General features: G+C 37.0%; 32 protein-coding genes. 2 read left to right on the forward strand and 30 right to left on the reverse strand.

What is annotated here, in order from left to right:
* Nucleotides 1-10 precede the first annotated feature (10 nt).
* From nusB to spoIIIAA, 12 genes are all read right to left on the reverse strand, one after another.
* Nucleotides 11-400 carry a transcription antitermination factor NusB gene (gene nusB, locus TR08_RS08995; protein ID WP_045517535.1) on the reverse strand — a complete coding sequence of 130 codons (390 nt, stop codon included), beginning with the start codon at nt 398-400 and terminating at the stop codon, nt 11-13.
* A gap of 398 nt (nt 401-798) precedes the next feature.
* Nucleotides 799-1206, reverse strand: coding sequence for an Asp23/Gls24 family envelope stress response protein (locus TR08_RS09000; protein ID WP_045517537.1), 408 nt, complete (start codon nt 1204-1206; stop codon nt 799-801).
* A gap of 18 nt (nt 1207-1224) precedes the next feature.
* Complete coding sequence (gene accC, locus TR08_RS09005) at nt 1225-2580, reverse strand: acetyl-CoA carboxylase biotin carboxylase subunit (protein WP_045517538.1); 1356 nt, start codon at nt 2578-2580, stop codon at nt 1225-1227.
* Nucleotides 2581-2594: 14 nt separating this feature from the next.
* A complete protein-coding gene (gene accB, locus TR08_RS09010; protein ID WP_045517539.1) occupies nt 2595-3110 on the reverse strand; it encodes an acetyl-CoA carboxylase biotin carboxyl carrier protein in 516 nt (171 codons plus the stop codon).
* A gap of 134 nt (nt 3111-3244) precedes the next feature.
* A complete protein-coding gene (locus tag TR08_RS09015; protein WP_045517540.1) occupies nt 3245-3820 on the reverse strand; it encodes a SpoIIIAH-like family protein in 576 nt (191 codons plus the stop codon).
* Between the two features lie 15 nt (nt 3821-3835).
* On the reverse strand, nt 3836-4486 hold the full coding sequence (gene spoIIIAG, locus TR08_RS09020; RefSeq protein WP_045517541.1) for a stage III sporulation protein AG: 651 nt from the start codon (nt 4484-4486) through the stop codon (nt 3836-3838).
* Nucleotides 4476-5108 carry a stage III sporulation protein AF gene (gene spoIIIAF / locus TR08_RS09025; RefSeq protein ID WP_045517543.1) on the reverse strand — a complete coding sequence of 211 codons (633 nt, stop codon included), beginning with the start codon at nt 5106-5108 and terminating at the stop codon, nt 4476-4478. The genes spoIIIAG and spoIIIAF overlap by 11 nt, the downstream gene beginning before the upstream one ends.
* Nucleotides 5109-5119: 11 nt before the next feature.
* Nucleotides 5120-6319, reverse strand: a complete 1200-nt coding sequence (spoIIIAE, locus tag TR08_RS09030) for a stage III sporulation protein AE (RefSeq protein ID WP_045517544.1) — start codon at nt 6317-6319, stop codon at nt 5120-5122.
* A gap of 37 nt (nt 6320-6356) precedes the next feature.
* Nucleotides 6357-6746, reverse strand: a complete 390-nt coding sequence (gene spoIIIAD, locus TR08_RS09035) for a stage III sporulation protein AD (RefSeq protein WP_152597370.1) — start codon at nt 6744-6746, stop codon at nt 6357-6359.
* A gap of 16 nt (nt 6747-6762) precedes the next feature.
* Nucleotides 6763-6966 (reverse strand): stage III sporulation protein AC, encoded by a 204-nt coding sequence (spoIIIAC, locus tag TR08_RS09040; protein ID WP_007084610.1) that lies wholly within the window; start codon nt 6964-6966, stop codon nt 6763-6765.
* Between the two features lie 11 nt (nt 6967-6977).
* Nucleotides 6978-7493, reverse strand: a complete 516-nt coding sequence (spoIIIAB, locus tag TR08_RS09045; protein WP_045517548.1) for a stage III sporulation protein SpoIIIAB — start codon at nt 7491-7493, stop codon at nt 6978-6980.
* Complete coding sequence (spoIIIAA, locus tag TR08_RS09050; RefSeq protein WP_045517550.1) at nt 7494-8417, reverse strand: stage III sporulation protein AA; 924 nt, start codon at nt 8415-8417, stop codon at nt 7494-7496.
* A 191-nt stretch (nt 8418-8608) separates the two neighbouring features.
* Here spoIIIAA and TR08_RS09055 point away from each other — a divergent pair, with 191 nt between their 5' ends.
* A complete protein-coding gene (locus TR08_RS09055; RefSeq protein WP_045517551.1) occupies nt 8609-9283 on the forward strand; it encodes an SIMPL domain-containing protein in 675 nt (224 codons plus the stop codon).
* Between the two features lie 49 nt (nt 9284-9332).
* Here TR08_RS09055 and TR08_RS09060 read toward each other — a convergent pair whose 3' ends face one another.
* The 16 genes from TR08_RS09060 to TR08_RS09130 form a co-directional block, all read right to left on the reverse strand.
* Nucleotides 9333-9842, reverse strand: a complete 510-nt coding sequence (locus TR08_RS09060) for a TlpA family protein disulfide reductase (RefSeq protein ID WP_045517552.1) — start codon at nt 9840-9842, stop codon at nt 9333-9335.
* 23 nt (nt 9843-9865) lie between these two features.
* Nucleotides 9866-9991 (reverse strand): CcmD family protein, encoded by a 126-nt coding sequence (locus tag TR08_RS30890; protein ID WP_081954410.1) that lies wholly within the window; start codon nt 9989-9991, stop codon nt 9866-9868.
* Between the two features lie 12 nt (nt 9992-10003).
* Nucleotides 10004-10765, reverse strand: a complete 762-nt coding sequence (locus tag TR08_RS09065) for a cytochrome c biogenesis protein (protein ID WP_081954411.1) — start codon at nt 10763-10765, stop codon at nt 10004-10006.
* A 3-nt stretch (nt 10766-10768) separates the two neighbouring features.
* Nucleotides 10769-11443, reverse strand: a complete 675-nt coding sequence (locus TR08_RS09070) for a heme exporter protein CcmB (RefSeq protein WP_045517554.1) — start codon at nt 11441-11443, stop codon at nt 10769-10771.
* Nucleotides 11443-12147, reverse strand: a complete 705-nt coding sequence (locus TR08_RS09075) for an ABC transporter ATP-binding protein (RefSeq protein ID WP_045517555.1) — start codon at nt 12145-12147, stop codon at nt 11443-11445. Before TR08_RS09075 ends, TR08_RS09070 begins: the two co-directional genes overlap by 1 nt.
* A gap of 24 nt (nt 12148-12171) precedes the next feature.
* Complete coding sequence (locus TR08_RS09080) at nt 12172-13167, reverse strand: hypothetical protein (RefSeq protein ID WP_045517556.1); 996 nt, start codon at nt 13165-13167, stop codon at nt 12172-12174.
* Nucleotides 13164-13541, reverse strand: a complete 378-nt coding sequence (locus tag TR08_RS09085; protein WP_045517557.1) for a hypothetical protein — start codon at nt 13539-13541, stop codon at nt 13164-13166. Before TR08_RS09085 ends, TR08_RS09080 begins: the two co-directional genes overlap by 4 nt.
* A gap of 12 nt (nt 13542-13553) precedes the next feature.
* On the reverse strand, nt 13554-14057 hold the full coding sequence (locus tag TR08_RS09090) for a cytochrome c-type biogenesis protein (protein WP_045517558.1): 504 nt from the start codon (nt 14055-14057) through the stop codon (nt 13554-13556).
* 1 nt (nt 14058) lies between these two features.
* The gene (locus TR08_RS09095; protein ID WP_045517560.1) at nt 14059-16041 is read right to left on the reverse strand and encodes a heme lyase CcmF/NrfE family subunit; all 1983 of its coding nucleotides are present in this window, start codon (nt 16039-16041) and stop codon (nt 14059-14061) included.
* Nucleotides 16042-16056: 15 nt separating this feature from the next.
* A complete protein-coding gene (locus TR08_RS09100) occupies nt 16057-16521 on the reverse strand; it encodes a cytochrome c maturation protein CcmE (RefSeq protein WP_052427395.1) in 465 nt (154 codons plus the stop codon).
* Nucleotides 16522-16534: 13 nt separating this feature from the next.
* Nucleotides 16535-17581 carry a hypothetical protein gene (locus TR08_RS09105; RefSeq protein WP_045517562.1) on the reverse strand — a complete coding sequence of 349 codons (1047 nt, stop codon included), beginning with the start codon at nt 17579-17581 and terminating at the stop codon, nt 16535-16537.
* Nucleotides 17582-17928: 347 nt separating this feature from the next.
* Complete coding sequence (locus TR08_RS09110; RefSeq protein ID WP_045517564.1) at nt 17929-18582, reverse strand: c-type cytochrome; 654 nt, start codon at nt 18580-18582, stop codon at nt 17929-17931.
* 10 nt (nt 18583-18592) lie between these two features.
* Nucleotides 18593-19042, reverse strand: a complete 450-nt coding sequence (locus TR08_RS33880; protein ID WP_370576288.1) for a PCYCGC motif-containing (lipo)protein — start codon at nt 19040-19042, stop codon at nt 18593-18595.
* Nucleotides 19043-19212: 170 nt separating this feature from the next.
* Nucleotides 19213-19770, reverse strand: coding sequence for an elongation factor P (gene efp / locus TR08_RS09120; RefSeq protein WP_045517566.1), 558 nt, complete (start codon nt 19768-19770; stop codon nt 19213-19215).
* Nucleotides 19771-19790: 20 nt separating this feature from the next.
* Nucleotides 19791-20852 (reverse strand): M24 family metallopeptidase, encoded by a 1062-nt coding sequence (locus tag TR08_RS09125; protein WP_045517567.1) that lies wholly within the window; start codon nt 20850-20852, stop codon nt 19791-19793.
* Nucleotides 20853-20958: 106 nt separating this feature from the next.
* Nucleotides 20959-21456: a YqhR family membrane protein gene (locus TR08_RS09130; protein WP_045517568.1), complete on the reverse strand. Its 498-nt coding sequence runs from the start codon at nt 21454-21456 to the stop codon at nt 20959-20961.
* 347 nt (nt 21457-21803) lie between these two features.
* Between TR08_RS09130 and TR08_RS09135 the strand changes: the two genes are divergently transcribed.
* The gene (locus TR08_RS09135; protein ID WP_305082400.1) at nt 21804-22196 is read left to right on the forward strand and encodes an SA1362 family protein; all 393 of its coding nucleotides are present in this window, start codon (nt 21804-21806) and stop codon (nt 22194-22196) included.
* A gap of 26 nt (nt 22197-22222) precedes the next feature.
* On the opposite strand, the gene TR08_RS09140 is transcribed toward TR08_RS09135, so the two are convergent.
* Together TR08_RS09140 and splB are read right to left on the reverse strand one after the other, a co-directional pair.
* Nucleotides 22223-23107 (reverse strand): patatin-like phospholipase family protein, encoded by an 885-nt coding sequence (locus TR08_RS09140; RefSeq protein WP_045517570.1) that lies wholly within the window; start codon nt 23105-23107, stop codon nt 22223-22225.
* A 94-nt stretch (nt 23108-23201) separates the two neighbouring features.
* Nucleotides 23202-24227 carry a spore photoproduct lyase gene (gene splB / locus TR08_RS09145; protein WP_045517572.1) on the reverse strand — a complete coding sequence of 342 codons (1026 nt, stop codon included), beginning with the start codon at nt 24225-24227 and terminating at the stop codon, nt 23202-23204.
* Nucleotides 24228-24338: the final 111 nt, after the last annotated feature.

Genomic DNA, 24338 nt, shown 5'->3' on the forward strand with positions numbered 1-24338 from the left:
GATGACGCAATTATAGTATTTCTTTTACTTTCGACAATACGCCATTAATAAAACGGCTAGATTGTTCATCTCCGTATATTTTAGCAATTTCTATGGCTTCATCTAAGATAACATTTTCAGGAATTTCATTTTGGAAGTATTTTAATTCGTAAACGGCAATCCTTAATAAATTCCTGTCTACAGTTGCTAAACGGTCAATCGTCCATTTCTCAAGGTTTTCTTTGATTAATGGATCAATCTCGTTCTTCTGTTCGACAACTCCTAAAACAAGCTTTGTTAAATAGTCGTCTCCCGGCTCACCTTCCAAAACATGTTCGATTGCAGAAGATGGATCTGTATTGCTTACATCAATTTGAAAAAGAGCTTGTAACGCTTTTTCCCTTGCTGTTCTTCTTTTCATTATACCGTTAACTCCTTTAGAGAAAGTAATTAATTTTTGTCAAAATTGATACAACCATTGCATGATGATGTTTTGTACATAAAAAGATAATAGCATAACTATAAATGATTCGCACTGTAAGAACTTATTTTTACCTAGTAGCAGTATACTATTAACCGTAAAAAAAGAAAAAACCAAAGGATTTAACCCTTTGGTTTAGGCTGTGTTAAAATTGTCTGTTGATTTCCACTCCAGGCACTTCGCTTTCCGCGGGCGGTCCGGGGAGCCTCCTCGTCGCTTAAGCGCGCCTGCGGGGTCTCCCCTGCCCCGTCCTCCCGCAGGAGTCTTCGTGCCTTCCGCTCCAATCAACAGAGTTAACTAAATCAACAATTAGCGTTACCACAGCCTTGGTTTAATTATTAAATCTCTTCTTCTACTTCTGGTTCTGGCTTTTGTGTTTCAAATGAGATACCAACAACATGTATGTTTACTGCCTCGGCTTCTAATGCGGTCATATTGAGCAATGCTTGGCGAATGTTATCTTGCATTTTTCCTGCTACTGTAGGAATGGATACACCAAATTTCATTACGCAGTAAACATCTACAGTAATTCCTTCTTCCGATAATTCCACCTTAACACCTTTACCGTGGTTTTTCTTCCCTAATCGTTCAACTACTCCTGTAGCGAAATTCCCACGCATTTGTGCTACACCTTCGACCTCGGAAGCAGCAATACCCGCAATGACTTCAATGACTTCAGGTGCAATTTCTACTTTTCCATGCCCGCTGTTTCCTTGATTCATTTCCAGTACATTATTTTCGCTCATAAAGTACACCTCCAGATTTTAGATAGTCTTCATCACATCATGTAACTCAAGAAACTTTGTATTGAATTGTCCCTCTACGAAATTTTCATGCTCAAGCAATTTTAAATGGAACGGGATGGTGGTATGGATACCCTCGATCACAAATTCGCTTAGTGCACGCTTCATTCGTGAGATTGCTTCTTCCCTGCTATTACCATATGTGATGACTTTCGCAATCATGGAATCATAATAAGGTGGAATGGTATAACCTGGGTATGCAGCTGAATCAATTCGAACTCCAAAGCCGCCAGGAGGCAAATACATATTAATTTTCCCAGCTGAAGGCATGAAGTTCTTTTCAGGGTTCTCTGCATTAATTCGGCACTCTATTGCCCAGCCCGTAAACGTAACTTCCTGCTGGTTAAGCGTTAATTTTTCTCCAGAAGCAACTCTGATTTGCTCCTTAATAAGATCAATACCTGTAACCATTTCTGTAACTGGGTGCTCCACCTGTATCCTTGTGTTCATTTCCATAAAATAAAATTTACGATTGCGGTAGTCATATATAAATTCTACCGTTCCCGCACCTGAATAATCAACTGCTTTTGCTGCTTTTACTGCAGCATTTCCCATTTCTGCACGCATTTCTCCATCTAATGCTGGAGAAGGTGTCTCTTCTAACAGCTTTTGCAGTCTGCGTTGAATAGAGCAGTCTCTTTCCCCTAAATGGATAGTGTTTCCATAGGAATCTGCAAGTACTTGTATTTCAACATGACGGAAATCCTCAATATACTTTTCTATGTATACTCCCGGATTACCAAAAGCGGTCAAAGCTTCCTGCTGTGTAATAGAAATACCCTTAATTAGTTCCTGTTCATTTTTTGCAACGCGGATCCCTTTACCGCCTCCGCCAGCAGTTGCTTTGATGATTACAGGGTATTCTATTCTACTTACAAGCTCGAGTGCCTCATCAATATCATTAATGATACCCGTTGATCCTGGTACAATTGGTACACCAGCTTCACGCATCGTTTCTCTGGCAATATCCTTTGTACCCATTTTTGTAATAGCTTCAGGACTTGGTCCTACGAAAGTAATATTGCATTCACGGCAAAGTTCAGCGAAATCTGCATTTTCAGCTAGAAACCCATAACCTGGGTGGATCGCATCACAAGCTGTTAATTTTGCCACACTAATTAAATTTGTCACATTTAAGTAGCTATCTTTTGATAATGTCGGTCCTATGCAATAGGCTTCGTCTGCAAGTTGTACATGCAGCGCTTCACGGTCTGCCTCCGAGAAAACAGCAACAGATTCAATTCCCATTTCTCTACAAGCTCGAATAATTCTGACCGCTATTTCTCCTCTGTTTGCAATTAACAGTTTCTTTATCATCCTGTTATCGCTCCTTATTCTGGTTTTACTAAAAATAATGGTTGCCCATATTCTACCAATTGGCCATTCTTCACAAGTACTTCAACGATTTCACCATTAACTTCTGCTTCAATTTCATTAAATAATTTCATCGCCTCAACAATACATACGATAGAATCTTTCGTAACAACAGAGCCTGATTTAACGTACACATCCGCTTCAGGTGTTGGTGAAGCATAAAAAGTCCCAACCATTGGGGAAGTAATTTTGTGTAAATTTGATGTATCAACTGGAGTTGCTGCAACATTGTTTGCTTCTTCCTGCTTTAATTCTTGCACAGGTGCTGGAGTTGATACTGCTGCTGGTGATGCTGGTTGAATCACCGGAACAACCTCTGCTCCTGCTTGTGGTACTGGTTGTACAGATGTTACTGTTGTCCCAGTATATTTTTTCATTTTAATTTTTGAACCTTCATTTTCATATACGAATTCATCAATGCTTGAATGGTCAACTAATTTTATCAATTCACGAATTTCTTGTACTTTTAACAATCTGAACACTCCTTGTTCTGCAAAATTAAGACTAACTACTAATACTATACGCTAATACATTGTTAAAGTTCAATATGCTTATTCAGCTATCAGCTAAAAAAGGAAAGCCTAAGCTTTCCTTTTTTATGTTTTATTTATTTAGTTGGCTGGAATTCAACAGCAACAAAGTTTGTTTCGCCAATTTCTTTCTTAACCATTTGAATAATCGCGTTTGCTTCTGATTTAGAAGACTCTTTATTAGACTTTACAATAATTTTAACCGTTGAACCATCTGCTCTAACAAGGGCATCCTCATAATTCATCGCTTTTATTAATGTCTCAAGCATTTCTTCCTTTTGAGCGATTTCATTTAATTTTTTCATTTGGTCAACCGCTTCGCTTCTTTCATCTGCAGGAAGGTTAGTTGTCGCCACAACCGTGTTTAATTGTTCCTTTGCTTCACTGCGCTCGTCTTGAAGCTTCAAACGAAGCGCTTCAAATTCTTCATCCCCAGCGACCTGTGAAATAATAGTATCGCTATCCTTTGCTTCAGCATCTGTTTTCGTTTCTGTTTGGTCAGTTTTCGTTTCTTTTTGATCAGTTTTCTCTTCTTGCTTTACTGCTGCAAGTTCATTGCTTTTTTGTTCAGGAGTAGTAATGTAATAAACTGATAATACAACCACTAAACTTAACATTGTTAATAACCAAACTGTTTGTTTTTTCAATAGCATTTGTAAATCCTCCTTTTATTTTTTAGGCATAACGGCAACGCGATGACTTGGTACGTCAAGCGATCTTGTTACTGCCTCAATAATCCATTTTTTCACTTGAATATTTTCTGCACCTTTAGCTACCACTAACACTCCGCGAATGGAAGGTTTTTGATATTCAACCACAATTGGAACCTCTTTCTCTCCTTCACGAATAATGACTAATTGCTCGTCAGTGGAAGTATCCTGCACTTTTCGTTCCCCACCCTCGTTGTCTTTTTCTTCTGTTGTCTGTGATTTTGTTACCGTATTTTTCTCGAGCACCTTCTTGTCTGTAGAATCAATGTTAACTACTACCGTTACATCATCTACACCCAGCATTTCTTCAAGTGCCTTCGTAAGTTGCTTCTCATACTCTTCTTCGTAACCAGTAATTGTTTTATTATTTGAATCCTTCTTAAGGCTAAATGTCTCAACATCCGCTGCTTCCTCTTGGCTGCTGTTCACTGTCTTACTATCAACAGGAGCTGATTTATTCGAAAAAAGTACATTACCGACAATCATGAAGGCAGCACCGATGCATAGTACCAGAATCATATATTGATATTTCCCTGACTTTTTATCGGAATTCTCTCCCTTTGCCAATATGTTTTTTAACCATGAAAATGGTCCTTTGCTATTTTCCATTCTGCTTACTCATCCCCCCTTCAACCGAGACTTCAATAGTTTTTTCGGTTACATTCCATTGTTGAGAAAGAAATGCGGCGATTTTTTCTGATTCTTCTGTTGTATCGTTAGATGGAAGAGGCGTTTCTGTATTAATACTTACTGGTTGTATGGCTTCGACTGTCGTAATGATTGTTTCCGGCTGCTTAAGGCGAACTGTAACCATTTCTAAGTTTTCAGGGAATGATTCTTGACTATCTTTCTTGGTTGTTAGTTCTATTTTTGCAATTTCCAAACCAAATTGTTCCATCAACTCCTCTTCTACTCCCTTTTCAAGCTGGACAGCCATTGTTTTTAAAATATATGCATGATTGGAGGCTTGTATTTCTTTTTTCTGCAATTCTATTAAATTTTCCATATTTTTTTCTCCTGGACCTTGAAAGGAGGGGATCTGAGCCATTGCAGTTTCAAAATCCTTTGAGATTAACTTAAAGATTGGTGTAAGGATAATTGCAATTAGCAGCAGCCCTGTAACCATTTTTGTATACTTTTGCAAACTTGTATTTGGAAGCAGCATATCAACAACAGTGGCAAGTAGGATAAATAAGATAATATTCGTTACCCATTCTATTAAAAATTCCATAATGTTCTCCCCTATCTCATCATCATCGTTAGATTCCCTGCTGCGACAATAACTGTAATACTTAAAAAGAACATGAGAGATACAATACCGAGTGCAGCAAAAACATAAATTACGCTTTTGCTAATAATATCTAAGCATTTAATAACCGGCCCCCCGCCTAATGGCTGCAAAATAGCAGCAGCGAATTTATAAATAAACGCGATCATTAAGATTTTAATAGCCGGGAAAGCAACGATGATTAATAGAATGGCAACACCTGCAATACCGACTGAATTCTTTAATAATCCAGAGGCACTTACTACTGTATCCGCTGCGTCTGTAAAGATTCTGCCAATGACGGGGATAAAGTTACCTGTAACGAATTTTGCTGTCCGGATGGCAACACCATCTGTTATCGCTGTCGAAGCACCCTGCACTGAAATCACTCCGAGAAAAACCGTCAAGAAAAGCCCCATTAAACCAATGCTCCAGTTTCTTAGCAGCTGTGCCAGCTGTGTCACCTTATACTGGTCTGACATCGTACTCACTATACTCAACAGAGTGGCTAAAAAAAGAAGTGGGAGAATGACATATTGCATGAACATCCCGCTGATATTCATTAAAAACAAAATAACAGGGTGGAAAAAAGCAGCCGAGATGATTCCTCCAGATGAAGCAATTAAAGCTAACAAGAGCGGAATAAGTGCAAGTACGAATGAAATCATGCTCCCGATTGCCTCATTGGTATATTCTATGACTATATGAAAACTATTAAGTGCAATAATCACTAGGACCATATAGACGATGGAATAGGCAACTTTACTAATCGTGCTGCTTTCAAATGCATTTTGCATCGATTGGAGAAACATACTGAATATCGTAAGAAGGATTAAGGAACCAAGCAATTTCCCATTTACAACAAACTCGTGGAATAGAAATTTAAGTATTCCTTGTGTCCAGTCCTTGAAGGAGAATTTCTTATCTCCCTTCACAAAATCGTACAAACTGCCTTTTTGGCTTTCCGGGAGGAAGCCGCCGTATTTATTTTGAATATCCTCCCAATATTGTTTAAGCTCTGTTAAATCCATTGTTTTAAGCTGTGCGTCTACTAATTCCTGTGGCGAGAGAGGTGTGGAGGCAACACTCACTTCATCGTTAGCTTGTACACTTGTTGAAGTAAAAAACATAAATAATAGAATAATAATGGGAATAATCTGCAGCCTTTGCTTCATTATTTTTCACCTCTTGTTTTCAAAGAAAATGACCTTTCTAGCTTGGAATCAGCTTGATTATCGTTTCGATCATGACGGTTAATATCGGAATGGCCATTGCAAGGATTAACACTTTTCCAGCAAGCTCTATTTTTGAAGCCACTGCACCCTGACCTGCGTCCTTCGTTATTTGAGATGCAAACTCAGCAATATAGGCAATTCCAATGATTTTAAGTATTGTCTCTACGTAAACCAAATTCACATTTGCATTCACTGCCAGCTTTTCAAGCATATGAATAATTTCATAAATCTTATCGACTAAATACAGAAAAATGCTGCAGCCTACAAATACAATTAAGAGGAAGGCGAAATTAGGTTTTTGTTCCTTTATTATTAATGCAAGGAAGGTTGCAACAAGAGCCACTCCAACTATTTTAATAATTTCAATGGCAAAGCCCTCCTTTCTATTGAAACAAGAAGACAGATTTTATTTTCTGGAAGAGGTCATCCACAATTGAGGCGACTTGAAACAAAATATAAATAAAACCGAATAATGTAACCCACTGGGCATATTCTTTTTTCCCAACCTGATCTAGAACTGTATGCAAAAACGCAACGACTATTCCCACTCCGGCTATTTTAAAAATAATATCCACTTCTAAGCCCATTGCTTTTCCCCCTAAATTAATAAAATAATCAGTAATAATCCTGAAAAGAACCCTAAACTCTTTACCATTTTTTCGTATTTTGATTGTTTATCAATTGCGTCTGCTTCCTCTCTTTCGAGATGGGAAAGAGTTAGCATAATATGTTTTTGCTGGGAAAAGCGGTCGTGCCGACCCAGGGTTTCGCCAAATTGTTTCATGATCTCAAATTCACCTTGTTTAAAAGCCGTCTGCTTCCAAACTTCTTTCAAGCTGTCTTCCCAGGCTTCCTTTACTGTTGTTTCAGTATCTGTCAATTTCTTTGCAAAGCTTTCAAAGAAAGATGATAATGGACTTGATAGTTGTGCCGCCAATCTCCTCGCAGCTTCATGCAAGGGTGTATGACCGTACATAATTTCTGCTTCAAGGGATTGAAGTGCAGATTTTAACTGCCTAAGCTGTCTCGGTCGCTCGCTTAAATGTTTGGCGGCTTCAAACCCTGTCCAAGTGGTAGCGAGTATTATAAAAATGGCTCCAATTAACTTAACCATTTACATCACTCTCACTTTTTGACTCAGTTCTTTTCCGTTTCCATCCAAAATATGTGTAATGGATCCTGGACCGTGAGACCTGCTTAGGACAATAAATCGTTGGAATATGTTTTGGTCTATAATGGTCTTTAATGAAGGTCTGTTCCTTACTTCCTCCAAGCTGGATCCATGTGTGGTCATAATTAGTTTAATTCCTGCGTGGACAGCTTCTTGAATTGCTTCAGCATCCTCTATGCGGCCAATTTCATCAACAACTAATACATCTGGGCTCATTGAACGAATCATCATCATCATACCCTCAGCTTTCGGGCAGGCATCTAGCACGTCTAGACGATGGCCGAATGACATTTGAGGAATCCCATTCACACATCCGGCTATTTCCGACCGTTCATCCACGATCCCTACCTTATATGCATGTATCCCTTTTTCATGGTTTCCAGTTGAGATAATTCTGGCGATATCCCGTAAAAGCGTTGTTTTTCCTGTTTGGGGTGGACCAACAATCATCGTATGCAACCAGGAATCTTTGAATATAAAGGGTGTAATCTTCTCTGCGATACCTAACTTCTCCTTGGCAATCCGGATGTTAAACGAAGCAATATCCCTTATCGCTTTTACCTTTCCTTCTTCAAGAATAACCTTTCCTGCAAGTCCAATTCGATGACCTCCTGAAACCGTGATATACCCCCGCTTCAGTTCTTCCTCAAGTGTATATATAGAGAATTGGCTGATTTTATTCATTAAATGGAAAGCATCTTCTTGCCGAATAATGTACGATAGAAACCTTGGAGCGCCTTTCATCGTAATTTCAATTGGACGGTCGATGCGAATTCTGATTTCTTCCAATTCTTCTTTTTGATTAGGAGGGATTTTACTGATTAGATCTGCAATGTTTTTTGGTAAGAATTTTAGGATCGTTTCCACATTCGTTCCTCCTTTTTTGCTTGTCTCATTATTTAAAATGTATGCCTTTCGATAAGCAATATGACCTTGAAAATTTTAATTCTTTCAAAATACTCTTATTTTCTATTAAATTAAAAGTATTGCTAGAACGAATACTTCCAATGACAAAACGTACTTTATAATATATGCAGCATTCGAAAGGGGAACGAACCATGTATAATCAAAGACCAGTAGTCCATAATCCACAGCCTCCCAGTAAAAATATTATTAAGGTTACTGGGGAAGGAGAAATTGCCGTTCAACCTGATACAGCGTCTGTAAATTTAGGTGTAGTAACAGAAAGTAAGGAGCTGATTGAAGCTCAACATCAGAATTCAATAATTGGAAAAAAGGTCATTGATTCACTAATAGCATTAGGGATTGATAAGAATCAGATACAAACTTTTGATTATCGTATTGAATCAGATTACGATTATGATCAAGGGAAACAAATTTTTCGTGGCTATAAAATCACACAAATTTTACAGGTGAAATTAGAAGATTTATCGATTATTGGGAAAGTAGTGGATACTGCTGTTCAGAACGGAGCCAACTATGTGGCTAACATTCAATTTACAATCAAATATAAAGAGGCTTATTACCAACAAGCACTTGCCTTGGCATTAAAGAATGCAAACAATAAAGCGACAACCATTGCTAATACGATAAAAGTGAACCTAAATCCTACACCCATTCTAGTTACAGAGGTTAGAGACACAATTCAACCCTTTGAGACCCACCAAATTGCCTTTGCTAAAGGAGTCAGCTCCACCCAAATTGAACCAGGGCAGCTCGTCATTAAAGCGCATGTTTTAACAGAATACAAATATCATTCAATTAATGGATAAAAAAAGAGTGAATCACTAAAATTAGTGGTTCACTCTTTTTTTGATAGATTTATTTATCATACTTTTTAACCATTTCGTAAAGTTGTGCGGATGTTACTGGTCCGTTGTAATGTTCTCTTATTACCCCTTGTCTATCGATGACAAATGTTTCTGGCTGTCCGGTAACATTATACTTTTTGGCAATTTTAGAATTATAGTCAAAAACATACACAGCAGGTGTATTATATTTTTCTAGGAATTTTTTAACTCGGTCCTTTGTTTCACCCTTGTTAATCATAATTAATCTGTATTGATCACCGTAATCCTTTGCAAATGACTCAAGCTCAGGAGCTTCATCCACGCAAGGTTTACACCATGAAGCAAAATAATTTAAGATGATTATTTCGCCTTTGTAATCAGAAAGCTTCGTATTTGTTCCATCTAAATTTGGCAGCTCGAAATTATATGCTTGGTCCCCGACATCAGTATTGTCACCTTTGCTAGCCAAACTATATCCAAAAAAACCAAACATTCCAATTAATAGAAACAACACGAGTAAGTTAATGACTCGTCTGCTCATCTGTGCTTCCTCCTAACAACCCCTTATTTATCCAGTTGTTTTAAAAATTCAATATCCTTTTTAAGGCTGCTATGACGCTTTCCGATAAGAAGCATATAGCCAAAAATAATTACCCAAACTATTGAATATGCTGCATACATGAATCCCATGATTAATTCCTCCTAGTGTTCTAATCTTTCACGTAATTTTTCTTTGTAGTGGCCTACTTTAATTTTCATATTTTCAAAAGATACTCCCTTATGAAGGAGATAGGCATAAAGGAATGTAAAAGCGGTAATCGCAACCAACAAAGCAACGAGCATACTAGGTGCAATTCCTCCGCCTTGTTGTGAAGGACCATCTCCAAAGACGATTGGGTGGAATTTAGATTGCCACCAGCGAATCGCGAAGAATACAATTGGAACATCCGCAAACCCGATAATTCCAAATACCGCCGCAAGTCTTGCTTTTTTGTCCCAAACCCCATCCATCTGGCGAACCATTAGATAAGCCATGTAAAGGAAGAAAAGAATTAAGGTTGTGGTTAAGCGTGGTTCCCATGCCCACCAAGTATTCCAAGACGACTTTGCCCAAATGGGACCTGTTGTTAATACGATAGTAGTAAAAACTACCCCTATTTCTGCTGATACGTAGGCATATGTGTCATAAATTCTTTTACGCTTTATTAAAAATAGGATACTAAAGACAAATGTCACGAAGAATGCTAAAAATGCTACCCATGCTGATGGAACATGCATATAAAATATCTTTTGTACGACACCCATAGTCTTTTCAATCTCTGCATACAGGAAAATAAAGTAGAATGCCGCTAACATAGACACTACCATTCCACCGTATAAAACTTTCGTAAGCATAGTTGTTTTTGTCTGGACCACTTCTTCTAGAGGAAGGGTCACTTTTTCTCTTTCGAGATTTATACTCATCTTTTAAACCTCCAGAACATACTCAATTAGTAAAAAACAAAGAACAAAGAAAATTACATCATAGGCTGCGACCAATTGCATCCAGGCGATAGCATTCGGTAATTTCTCCATATTAATAAGAATAATTTTTGTTGCTTGCGTAACACCAATTAAGACAGGGCTTGTCATTGGGAAAAGCAATAGCGGCAATAACATTTCACTACTCTTTGAATTGGAAGCAAGTGCAGCTAAAAAGGTTCCAATGGCAATGAATCCAAAACTACCTACAAACAGCACTAATATGAAATAGAAAATACTGCTGTTCATTTTAAAGTCAAATAATAGAAATAGAAATGGAATGGATACAATTTCTACAATTAATATCATCGAGAAGTTTGCCATGAACTTGCCTAAATAAATGCTGGAGGCGTCCATAGGTGCTACCAATAAACCATGCATAGTATCATTTCGCTGTTCGGATACTAACGAGCGATTAAGTCCCAATATTCCCGAAAATACTATGATGATCCAGACAGCACCGGGGATAACAGCTTTTGTCGTATTGTTTGCTGGGTCAAATGCAAAGCTTAATACTAAGATTACTAAACCAGCGAAAATGATCATGGTTCCCAAAACTTGCTTTGTTCTTAATTCTGAATAAATATCTTTTTTAGCTATTGTGAGGGCTGTTCTTAACATCACGATACTCCCTCCACTAGTACCTTATATTTTTCAGAAACTAAACCTAGTGATTTATTATTTATTTTAAAATCATCAGCAATCTTGCCATTTTTCACAATAATAATTCGATCACATATTTCAGCTGCTTGTTTAAAGTCATGTGTAACCATTAATGTTGTACATCCTTTCTCTTTCATGGAGAGGACAACATTATTTAAAATGGTAATGGCACCTTGATCCAATCCTGTATGTGGTTCGTCTAGCAACATGATTTTCGGTTCATGAATAATAGCTCTTGCAATCGCAATCCTCTGAATCATCCCGCGTGAGAAATTCTTTACAGGTTCATTGATAAAGAATGACAAACCTACCTCATTTACGAGTTTTCTTGCTCTATTTTCAACCTCCTTGACTCCATATAAGTTTCCGAAGAATACCAAGTTTTCTAATGGGGTGTAGTGATCATAAAGCAAGCTGGAATGCGGTAAGTAACCAAACATTTTTTTTACTTCAATATGATCCTTTTTCAAATCCAATCCGTTAATCTTCACAAGGCCTGATGTAGGCTTAATTAATGTTGCCAGCACTTTAAGCAGCGTGCTTTTTCCAGCACCATTTGGACCAAGTATTGCAACTGTTTCACCTTGAGTAATTGATAGGTCAATACCTCGTAGGATCAACTTATTGTCGGCTTGCTTTGTTAGCTTTTTTATTTCAATCATCATGTATCCCTCGCATTCCGACTGTTACTCTACAAATTGGCGTAAATTCATTTTTACTTGCACTAAATACTGTTTATAAGCAGCCAATTTTGCTTGATAATCCTCTTCTGACATATTTCCATCACCGAAGTTTTCTTCTAATTCGAGGATTTTATCCATAATCGCTTTTTGTTTAGCCATTAGGTTTTTAAATGCTGATTCTTCCTTATCTGCTCCGAGTCTCTTCTCTTCCGCGATTGCCTTCATTCTAAAATAGGCAAAGTAGGACAATGCTGCAATAATAATGGCACCCATTACAAATAAGAAAACATGTGGATCCCAACTGCGCAGCGGTGATTGTGCCCACATCCGAAGGTGACCGGGATTATGAAACGCTGGTGCGGTTTTGGTTACGTTCCCATTCGTTTCACTTGCTCCTTTTACTGTAGAACCTTGTGCATCACTTGGTGACGGCTGTTTGTCTTTATCATAGACCATGGTAAAGGATTGCTTGGCTTGAATGCTTTCAACACTGTAGCCCTGATAATTTTGATCGTCCATTTTGAAAAGACCTTGATTAGTTGCCGTAACATTTTTAAATTCAATGCTTCCCATTCCCTCAGGAACAAGAATTTGCATCATTTGAACAGGATAGTCAAAGCTTAAATTAATTTCCTCGTCTTTAGCGACTCTATAACTATACGGCAAAACTACTGTTTGATTAGCTGGAATGGGATCCGTTGTGATGAATCCTGTATCAACCTGTTTCTGTGCAATTTTGTTATCTAAAAAGGTAAATCCTGTTGCTCCTGTCGGAATAGTGACATTCAGAACTGCTTCACCCTTGCCGTCACCTTTATATTCCTCTGCTGTAGTATTGGTGAAATTCACCATGTTCATCATATTGGAAGAACCATCTTCTGCAGGGCTAACGACTAGATAATGCATATCAACGGATATCGCTGATTCTGCAGCTGCCATTCCGTTTATAGGAATCAACAGCAGTAGTCCAAGGAGGAAAACTGTGATTTTCTTGATCACTTTCCTTCCCCCTTTTTATTCTTATAGCTCTTCATTGTAGCTTCAATTTCACTTTCTATTTCAGCCATTATATCCTTGTCTACTGTTTGAGTTGACATTTGCTCTTCTTCATCCTTCATGATGCTGACAACTTGTGATTCATATTGTTTCTTAAGATTTTTGTAATCTGCATGTGAGATTTTATCCATCTTAAATTCAAACTCTAATTCATTAAGTGTGGATAAAAGCACTTCTTTATTGGATGCAGAATCCTGACCCTTAGTGGCGAAATTCAAATATGAATTCCAACTAAAGAATGGTGCTAGGACTAGAAATAAACAGATTAGCACAAGAGCGGCGGTAAATATCATTGATATGATCGTGATTTCTTGCATTTTGTTCACATCCTAAAGGTACTTTTTGCGTTCTTCTTCAATCATAGATGAGAGGATCTCCTCCTCCACTTCATCTTTATCGATTTCGTTGTCTGAGGTTTGTTCATCCGTTCCTTTTTTCTTCACCCATTTACGAACGATGAAGAATATCGCTACCCCTGCAATTCCTAAAGCTGCAAAAGGCATTATCCAAGCAACTAAACTGAATCCGCTTTTCTCTGGAGCTGTTAAAATTTCTTCACCGTAAATATTGACGTAGTATTCACGAATTTTGTCCTTATCCCAGCCCTTGTTCATCATTTCAACTATGTCTTCCTTAAAGCCAATGGTGAGATTACAAGTTTTAGGGTCACATTCAAAGTGATCTTGACCACAGCCGCATGTACACATAAATTGTGACGCAGCTGCTTCGAATTCCTTAGATTTGTAGTCGAATTCTTTTGCTTGGACTTGGAAGAAAGAAGCTTGAAAAACAAATGCAATCAGAAGGAGTCCAATAAAAATTTTACTTTTCATATTAAGACACCTCTTTGCGTACTCCTGTGTACCTTGGAGTAATATTTTGATATTTTCCATTCCAAACTGCAAATAGTGAACCAATTACAATCATGAAAGATCCAATCCAAAGCCACGTAATCATTGGGTTAATTTTCACAATAAAAGTTGCTTTTCCATCGTCTTCCCAATCACTTAAAACAACGTATAAATCCTCTTTTAAGGTTGTGATTAGCCCGACTTCTGATGATGGCTGGTCCCAGTTTCCGTAAAATACTTTTTCAGGCTGAATGGTTCCAATTCGTTTACCATTCTTGAAAACTGTCATTTCTGCATAAACGATGTCATTAATTCCTTCTCTTTTTTGATCAAGGCGCTCGTAATTAATACGATAATCCTTCAGTTCAATGGAATCGCCTAAGTTCACAGTTTTCATCGTTTGCACGTCATAGTTTTGTGAGCCGATAATTCCCATTGCGATAAACGCTATTCCAATATGAACAATATAACCCCCATACCTGCGGCGGTTTTTAGTCATTAAACGATAAAGTGAAAGATAAACTTTTTCATTTGTCATTTTTCTACGTGCTTTGACACCACGGTAAAATTCTAGGAAGTGTGTGATAAATAGTAAAACAATAACACCAAATCCAATTACTGCCCAGGCTTTTTGGATTCCAAGTACAACCATTAAAGCCATTGCTGCAACAGCAAGGATTGCTGGAATGAAAAAGTTTTTCTTTAAGTTTTTTAATGATGACCTTTGCCATGCTAGCAATGGACATACTGCCATTACAAACATCATAGATAATAGAATTGGAGCTTGAACGGTATTAAAGAATGGCATACCTACAGTAACCTTTGTACCACGTACAGCTTCAGATACGAGCGGGAATACTGTTCCCCAGAAAACACCAAACGCTGCTCCCACCAACAATAGGTTATTAATTAAGAAACTGCTTTCTTTTGAAATATAAGAATTGAACTCACCTGCACTACGTTTAAGTAGGTTGTAACGGCTCATTAACACGTAAAGTGCTCCAATAACCATTACACCCATAAAGATTAGGAAGTATAATCCTAGATTTGAGTTAGCAAATGCGTGAACCGATGTTAGAACACCACTTCGAACAAGGAATGTTCCAAATAATGTTAAAGCATAAGATGTAATGATTAAACTTATGTTCCAAATCTTCAACATGTTTTTCCGTTCTTGAATCATCACCGAATGTAAGAACGCAGTTGCCGTTAACCAAGGCATAAAGGAAGCATTTTCAACCGGATCCCATGCCCAGTAACCACCCCAGCCTAGCTCTACATAAGCCCATTGACCGCCAAAAATATTACCTAGACTTAAAAACAACCAAGCTATTATCGTCCAGCGTCTAGTCATTTTAATCCAGAAATCATCAACATTTTTCAATAAAAGTGCTGCCATTGCGAATGCAAAAGGAATAGCGAGTCCTACATAACCAAGGTAAAGTGTAACAGGGTGAATAATCATACCTGGGTTTTGAAGCATTGGGTTTAAACCATGACCTTCAATCGGAACTTGATCCAACAATACAAATGGTTTAGCAACAAATCCAAGGATTAAAAAGAAGAATACGATATTTCCTAATAGAATAGCCGAAATATATGGAACCATTGGATTTCCTCTCATTTTTCTTGAGAAGGCAATCATAACGGTATAGAGAACTAAGAAGAACGTCCACAATAACAAGGAGCCTGAATTACCTGCCCATAGTGCTGTAAGCTTATAAATAACTGGCAGCTCACTACTTGTATAATCAGTAACATATTCATATTGAAATTGGGATGTAGCTAGTAAGTAGAATAAGGAAAGCATGGCCATCGAAGCGCAAACCATAATTCCAATTACTCCACCCTTGCCACTGTTAATTAATTTTTGATTCTTCGTGCTAATCCCCAATGTGATTATGAGGAGTGAATAGATAGCAAGCGCTAAGCCTACATATATTGTTGCGTTAGCAAATAAGTACATATCGTCACCTTCTTATTATTTTGCCTCATCGGTTTGTGCTGGTGGCTGATCTAATAATTTTTTATGTGCTTCAGGATCATAGTTTTCAACGTCTTCACCCTCGTATTTAGAAGGACATCTTGTTTTTACCGTTTCAGCAACAAACGTATCTTTCTTAGTTGGTGCGCCTTGGAGGATAACAATAACACCTTCAGAGAAGTTATCTGGTCTTGTGCCATTATGAATAACTTGCATTAAGTTACCATCGTTATCTTTCAAATCAAACTTCAACTCAATTTTATCTGGGTTCCATTTAATAGATTCTTCGATTAATAGACCTTCAACTGTTACAAAATCATCTCTATACTTTTCTTGGTTAGTCAAAAGCTCTTTCATGGTTAATTCAATGCCGCTTGATCCTGGTGTAGCTGCCATAAGTAAGAAAACAATAGCTCCCGCGATAATAAATCCGCCAATCATTACAATCGTGTTCTTTTTCAACCCATTCACCCCATTAAATTAATTTTTTCATTTCCTCATCGTATGTTTCTTGATCAATTTTTCCATTTAATAGTTTCTTACGTAGTTCTTTTTTATCATCAACACTGATTGAATTATTTTCCTTTTTTACTACCTGTTTTTTTGGGTGATGGTTTGTTGCTTTGGAACTTGAAGTTTTAGGTGCAGACTGTGATTTTCCCTTTAATCCTAAGTAAACAAACACACCAGCAATGATGATGGCGATTCCAATTACGACAGCACCGCCAATTCCAATTAGAGGTCGATCTCCCCCTGATCCCCCAGAAATTTGGTCTGTTGCAGTACCATTAACACCAGTATGGTTTTCATCATTAGGCGGTTGTTTCTCGTTGATAGCATCTAACGTTGATTTAAAACCATCTTTTTGATAGGAGAAAGAATATTTATAGCTTTCACCTACTTTTACATCTTTGTATTGATAGTAGAATAGCTCTTCACCATATTCACTTTTCGTATTATTTGGTGCCTTTGGCTCTAGTGTGATCTCTTTTGCATCCATTGGAGCATAGAAGATTACGTCTAATGTTCCAATCTCCGTTGGGTTACTATATTCGTATGTAAAGCTTCTTTTATCCTTTATATCTACTGCGCTGGTATAGTACTCTACTACGAATCTATAAGATTCATTATTCTTAATTGCTTTTGAAGGTTTCCAAGAAATAACTCCCTTTTCCTTATCTACATCAAATGGTCGTTGTACTTCTGGCTTATTGTCTTCTGGAAATTCAGCAACTAAATACGCTTGGAAACCTTTTTCATTTGCTGGAACAGTTATTTCAACTTTCCCATCAAAATCCTGTCCGCTTTTGTTAGTAAAAGTTCCATATTGTCCCACTAGTAAAGATGGGGTGTCTTTTGCCCAACCTTCAGGATAATCAAACTCTGGCATTATCTGAATTTGCATATCTGTATAAGGAAATTTTTCTGGCTGGAATGTTGTTTCTGCATATGCATTTGGAATGATAAAACTTGCTAAAAATGACGTAATTAGAAATAATGCCAATAACCTTTTCTTAAGCATATTAATCCTCCTTGAGTTCCAATAAAAAAACTATTTTTCACTATAGCCCTCTTTGGAATAAATATAATATTAATCATCTATGTATAGTTGATTCACTTTTGAACATTTTGTAAAAGGAGAAAAAACGTTACGTTTTTGTCAAGAAATGCCCACAGAATGTTCACATTTACTTTTGTTTCATAAATATCCCCCTGTTTTTTTATATCCCAACTAGTACTATAAACCCTAACCTATTTACCTAGTTGGCCTGAAAATGAACGTTTTGTTAATTTCGATCACCTAATACTTTTTTTGTTATTATTAAATGGATACTAAAAAACCTGAATCCGAAGATTCAGGTTTTTTGATTATTTTCCTTCTAATGAACGTATATATGTCACAATATCAGAAATTTCTTCTTCTTTAAGCTGTCTTACTCCGTCGAGACCTTTAAGCGATGGGGCCATTCTAGTATCATCACGACCATAAGCCGTACCAATCCAAATTTGCTTGTCAGTGGTGTATTTCAGGTATTGTGGATGTGAAAGAGCTGTCCCCATTTTTAATTTGCCTGCACCAGCTTCTCCATGACAGTTAATACAATATAAGTTATATAGTTTTTCACCGTTAATAGGATTACCAGCAATTGTTTTAGGGACATCAAACTCTATTTCCTCAGACTGCCAACTTCTAATATACGCAACAACATTATTCAATTCATCTTCTGTTAGTCTTGGTCCATAGCTCGGCATACCTGTACCTTCTCTGCCGAATTTAACACTATTGAAAATGTCTTTGTCACTTACAGAATTTAAATATTGTTGGTTGTTTATCGCTGTGCCAGCATTTTTACCTTCACCTTTACCATTCCCTCCATGACAAATCAGGCACTGCTTTTGATAAATTTTTTCACCTGCAGTGATTACTTCTGCATTCTTACTGCTAAAAATACCACTATTAATAATACAGATAATAATCCCAATAATGATGATGATGTAAAGGCCGTATAATATTTTTTTCATTGGCTATCCCTTAATTAGGTTCTGGTGTCGGAGTTGGCTCCCCAAAATCTTGATATTTAGTAGTGATTAAGTCATATATTTTCTTAGGACTTTTACCGTCAAGATGCATTTCTACCGCCTCCCGGGCGATATCTATACAGACGTCTCAGGATATACTCATTGAATCCCAACCGGTTACTGCCTTATCTTCTCCAAATGAATCAATATAGCAATCTAGATTACTTTCATGTCCATCTTGAGCATAACAGCCGCAATAGCAAGGAACACCTGCTACAACTTCTGGATAGTTTGATACCATAGCGTATGTTTCCTGAATTAAATCAGAAGAATTCAAAACATAATCTGGTAATGGTAGATGTTTTTTATCTAAAGTAACATTCGTCTCTTTAGAACTGCCGCAAGCTGCTACTAATAGACCGATAGCAGTACAGAGAAACAAGAGAGATAGGATTTTTTTCATTTTGCGTGTCACCCCTTTTGTTTATATGTTGTAATTCTACTTTATTTTAGCAAAAACTAATGGCTTGAAATGGAAGTAAATATTACTATTTAGTGAAGTTTTCACAATAGGGAAAGAAATAAAATAAAAAAACTAAGACCGTGAAAAACGGTCTTAGTTTTATGAGTTAGTTATGCACGAGAAACATAGGAAGCTTCTGTTGTGTTAATAATTAATTTATCACCTTGATTAATAAAGAAAGGAACTTGAACGGTAAGTCCTGTTTCAAGTGTTGCAGACTTAGTCCCGCCTGAAGAAGTATCTCCTTTTATTCCTGGCTCGGTTTCAGCAACTTCTAATACAACAGTGTTTGGCAGTTCTACACCAAGAGTTTCATAATTGAACATCATGATGTGAACTTCCATGTTCTCTTTTAAAAACTTTAATTCGTATTCGATATTGTTAGCAGGAAGTTCAACCTGTTCGTATGATTCCATATCCATAAAAATATGCTGATCGCCACTTGCATATAGATATTGCATTTTACGATTATCAATTTGTGCCTTTTCAACTTTCTCACCAGCACGGAATGTTTTTTCTTGAATCGCGCCATTACGAAGGTTACGAAGCTTTGAACGAACAAATGCCGCACCTTTACCTGGTTTTACATGCTGGAAATCAAGAACGCGCCAAAGCCCTCCATCCACTTCGATCGTTAGTCCTGTTTTAAAATCATTAACAGAAATCATTTTTTTTCCTCCTATGTCTATTACAAAATAATAAGTTCTTTTGTTGAATGAGTAAGAGCTTCGTTAAGGTCTTTCGTAATGAGAGTATCATCCTCAATCCGAACCCCGCCAAGTCCTGGTATGTAAATACCGGGTTCAACAGTTACCATCATTCCAGGTTCTAGAACCATTTCTGAACGGGTTGAAAGAGTTGGACCTTCATGGACTTCAAGACCAATACCGTGACCGGTCGAATGCCCAAAGTAATCGCCATACCCTTTTTCAGTTATGTAATTCCGGGTTAATGCATCTGCTTCTTTCCCAGTCATTCCAGGCTTAATTCCTGCCATTCCCCTCAATTGCGCTTCAAGGACAATCTCGTAAATTTCTTTCAACTTCGCATCTGGTTTTCCAACTGCCACTGTTCTCGTGATATCCGAGATATAGCCGTTGTAATAGGCACCATAGTCGAGTGTTACAAAATCTCCCGTTTCAATGGTTTTGTCACTTGCAACTCCGTGTGGAAGAGCAGAACGATGCCCAGAAGCAACAATAATATCAAAGGAAGAAGAAGTTGCTCCAGCCTTTCTCATAAAGAACTCTAATTCATTGGATACTTCAAGCTCCGTTTTTCCTGGGCGAATAAAATCCAATATATGTTTAAATGCAGCGTCGGCAATATCCGCTGCTACCTTTAATATCTTAATCTCTGCTTCTGTCTTAATCAAGCGTAACTTTTCAATTACCCCTGAAACAGGAATAAGTTTTGCTTCCACTTCTTTTTCATATGCTTTATAAGTAGAGAATGTTAAATGATCTTCTTCAAAACCCAACTTTGTAATACCAAGTATTTTCGCTTGCTTAGCTACCTCTTCAACAAGCGTTCCTGTCATTTTAACAATATCATATCCTTCGCATTGGTTCGAAGCCTGTTCTACATATCGGAAATCAGTAATAAACTGTGCTTTATCAGCACTAACAAGAACTACCCCAGAGGAACCAGTAAAGTTCGTCATATAGCGACGGTTAAATTGGCTTGTAATTAAAAAACCATCAATTCCATATGTAGAAAAACTTGATCTTAACTTATCTATCTTTCCCATTTTCTCCCACTCTCCTATATGTAATCCAGTGGCATGTACTATCGCCTAATGCACTAATATCAAAAATTATTTTAACACAACTCAGCCCATAAAGACTAATAATGAATTAGGTGGCTGACTCATTATCCTCCACATGATTAATTTGATACTCATAGTTAATCGAATATCCAATAAATAAACCATATACCAAATATAAGCATATTGTCGTAATAACAGTATCACGATTTAACTCTAAAAAAGGTTTGATACCTGGAAAAATTGGATTTAGCACAAAGTACACCAATAAGAACAGTACAATACCATACCCTAAACCTAGCCATATTCCATTTAATTTTTTTAATGCTATAGAATAAACAAATGCTGCCCCAATGGATAAGATTCCGATTAAAATAATTGAAATAATCGTTCCTAGCCATTCATTTTTCCAATTTCCTAATGCCCATGGCTCTAATATGACATTAGGACGAATTTCAGTAAAATTAAAGTAGTATGCTAAAAAACCAATTGTTCCCCAAAAAACACCACCAAATAATCCGGTCCAGAAAACAATCACATGAAAAGACATTGGTTTTGGATAATCTGATTTTTTTGGTCCGTTAGCCATAATAAAATACCTCCTTTAAAGGTGTTATTTTTCTCAATAAAATAATAATCCAGCATGAATTCCACCATATTATGCCCTTACCTTGTCAATCACTTGCATAGAATAAATTTTTTAATTGGAAAAATTATGTCATCCTAGAGGTTTTTTCTTATTTGAAGTAGAATAAAATATAAGTACATACTAATTTTTCTTAAAGTTAGATATAAAAGCTCTCTGTGACTCTGGATGGAATTCCAAAGAACTAATGGAGAGAGTTATTATAAACAGCAAAAGCTAAGAAATCGTCTAAAACATTATTATTTATGAGTTTAAAAAATTAAGAAAATGCTTATGATGCTCTTAGGGAGGTGGCTTTCTTGAAAAATCGGATTTCTGTTCCTTTGGTTGGTAGTGTTATCGTTCTAGGAATAATTGGCCTTATTGGAGCATTAACTAGTGATCCTATTGGTTTTCTACAGAGTATAGCAGTCTTTGCATTAGTCGGCTTAGTCATATTCTTCATATTCCGTCTAATTGTTAGAGCAAATCCTCAGAAAAAAGAGCAGCAAGCATTTATTAAAGCAGCTAAAAAATCAAAAAAGCGATTGCAATCTAAGACCGGAGATATGCAGACTAAAAGTTCTTCCTTAGGCTCGCTTGCTTCTTTAAAGAAAAGCAAGAAGATAAAAAAGAAATCTCCTATTCACTTAACGGTCATTGACGGAAAAAAGGGCAAAAAGAAAAATCGAGCGTCATTATAAACGCTCGACTTTTTTATTTGTTTAAATTAATAACACCAAAACTTAAAGAACTTTTTAGCAGCCTCTCTACCTAACTCAAACAACTCCTGCTTCTTTTCCTCTGTCAGATGGAACTCTATTGCTAATGCCCCCTCCGAGGGAATAAAAATTATGTTTTTTGCATGTTTTTTTGAAATATAACGTGAATCATGCGCGTCCTTCATTGTTTCAAAAAGTGCACCAAACAATTGAATGGCATTTTTAATTTTATGTTTTTCATGTTCATATTCATCTGCGTTTAATTTAATCCCGATTACCGGTCTCAACTTTTGAATATTTTCACGATCGAAAAGCCACATTGGAAAATTGCTTAATACCCCGCCATCAACGATCACATTTACGCCATCCATCGATTTCAATTTCACCGGTTCAAAAAAATATGGGATACTGCAGCTCATTCTTACTGCTTTTGCGATTGAAAATGACTCAGGGGGAATACCATATTTAACTAAATCATCAGGAAGAACCATCAACCTGCCATTCGAAAGGTCTGATGCAATGATTCTTAAGTTTTGTGGCGGTAAATCTGAAAAAGTTCTTACTCCCCTAGCTGTTAATTTTTCTTCAATCCATTTTTCTAACTCATTCCCTTTATATAAGCCTAACCTCCAATAAACAAAAAGCCATTTAGCAAGTGGAAACGGAATAATCATTTTTCGGGCATCGAGAAATTTTGTTAAATCCAACTCATCAAGAAGTTGTTCTATTTCACTACTGCCATAGCCTGCCGCAATTAATGCAGCAACAATCGATCCCGCACTCGTCCCAGCTACGCGTTCAAATTGAAAACCTCTATTTTCAATTTCTTGAATAGCCCCAATAAGGGCAAAACCTTTTATTCCTCCTCCAGAAAAAACACCGTCTATTTTCATGGCAGCCACTCCTAAAGGTGAACTCATTGTTACACTTTAAGCAGAAGCTCACCGAAATAGTACGGTGTACAAGTAAAAAAACTAAAAATCTTTTTTATGTGAAATATTCAACAACTGCATTTGGAAAATATTCATCTATATAATTACGAATGGTGGTTTCCAATTCCTTTGCTTCTTCTGTTGGATATACGTATTTTCCAATCCCATAACGGCCCCATTTATATTTTCGTTTTTCCTCATCCATTTCAAGCTTGGTTTTCGGATACCTTTTTGCTATTACGTTTTTTGCTGGCTTTGTAAAACGGTGTTGGATGAGTTCAAATGTTAATTCGGGTATTTCTATTCCTGTAAGTTCATCACTCAATCGTTCAAATAATTCACGGTAACCTTCTTTCCATTCTTCATGCAAGTAAATGGGAGCAACAATAAAACCTAAAGGATAATTTGCTTTTGCAACCTTCCTTGCGGCTGAGAGCCGGTCTTCAAAGGAAGATGTACCCGGCTCAAAGTTTTTTATGACATAACGGGAATTTACACTAAAACGGAACCTTGTCCTACCATTGTGATTGGCATCAAGCAGATGGTCGACATGATGGAATTTCGTTACAAAACGCAGCAGACCAAATTCAGACTGCCCAATGAACTCAATCGTCTTCTTTAAAGAATGTGTTAAGTGATCCAAGCCAACAATGTCCGAGGTACAAGCTGCTTCAAATCGTGTAATTTCCGGCATACGCTCATCCATGTATTTTTGTGCTTGCTCAAAGATATCCTCTAAGTTTACATATGTTCGAATATACGGTTTGCTTCCAAGTGTTGTTTGTAAATAACAATAATGGCAATGCCCCATACAGCCCGTAGCCAAAGGAATAGCATACTCTGCTGAGGGCTTGGAAGTATCAAATTTCAATGTCTTTCTAATTCCTACCACAAGGGTTGATTTTGCATTTCTATATTTCTGGTTTTCATTTTCCCCAGGCAAATCACGAATCTGGTTATGGGAGGTAGTTTCACGAATTTCAAGATTCAATTTTTCAAATTTCTCTTTTAGTTCTCTACCAAGAGGGTATTCTAATGCTCTTGGTTCAAAATATACTAATTGAGGCATAAAAGGCTCCAAATTGCTTTCCTCTTTTCAATCTGTTTTTTATAGTATGAACAAATTTTAATTATTAACATGATTCAAAATTTGGTTATATTTTGTCTACAAATTGTTCACTTTACTACTCTC

Source organism: Neobacillus niacini, assembly GCF_000759675.1.
Taxonomy (GTDB): Bacteria; Bacillota; Bacilli; order Bacillales; family Cytobacillaceae; genus Neobacillus; species Neobacillus niacini_A.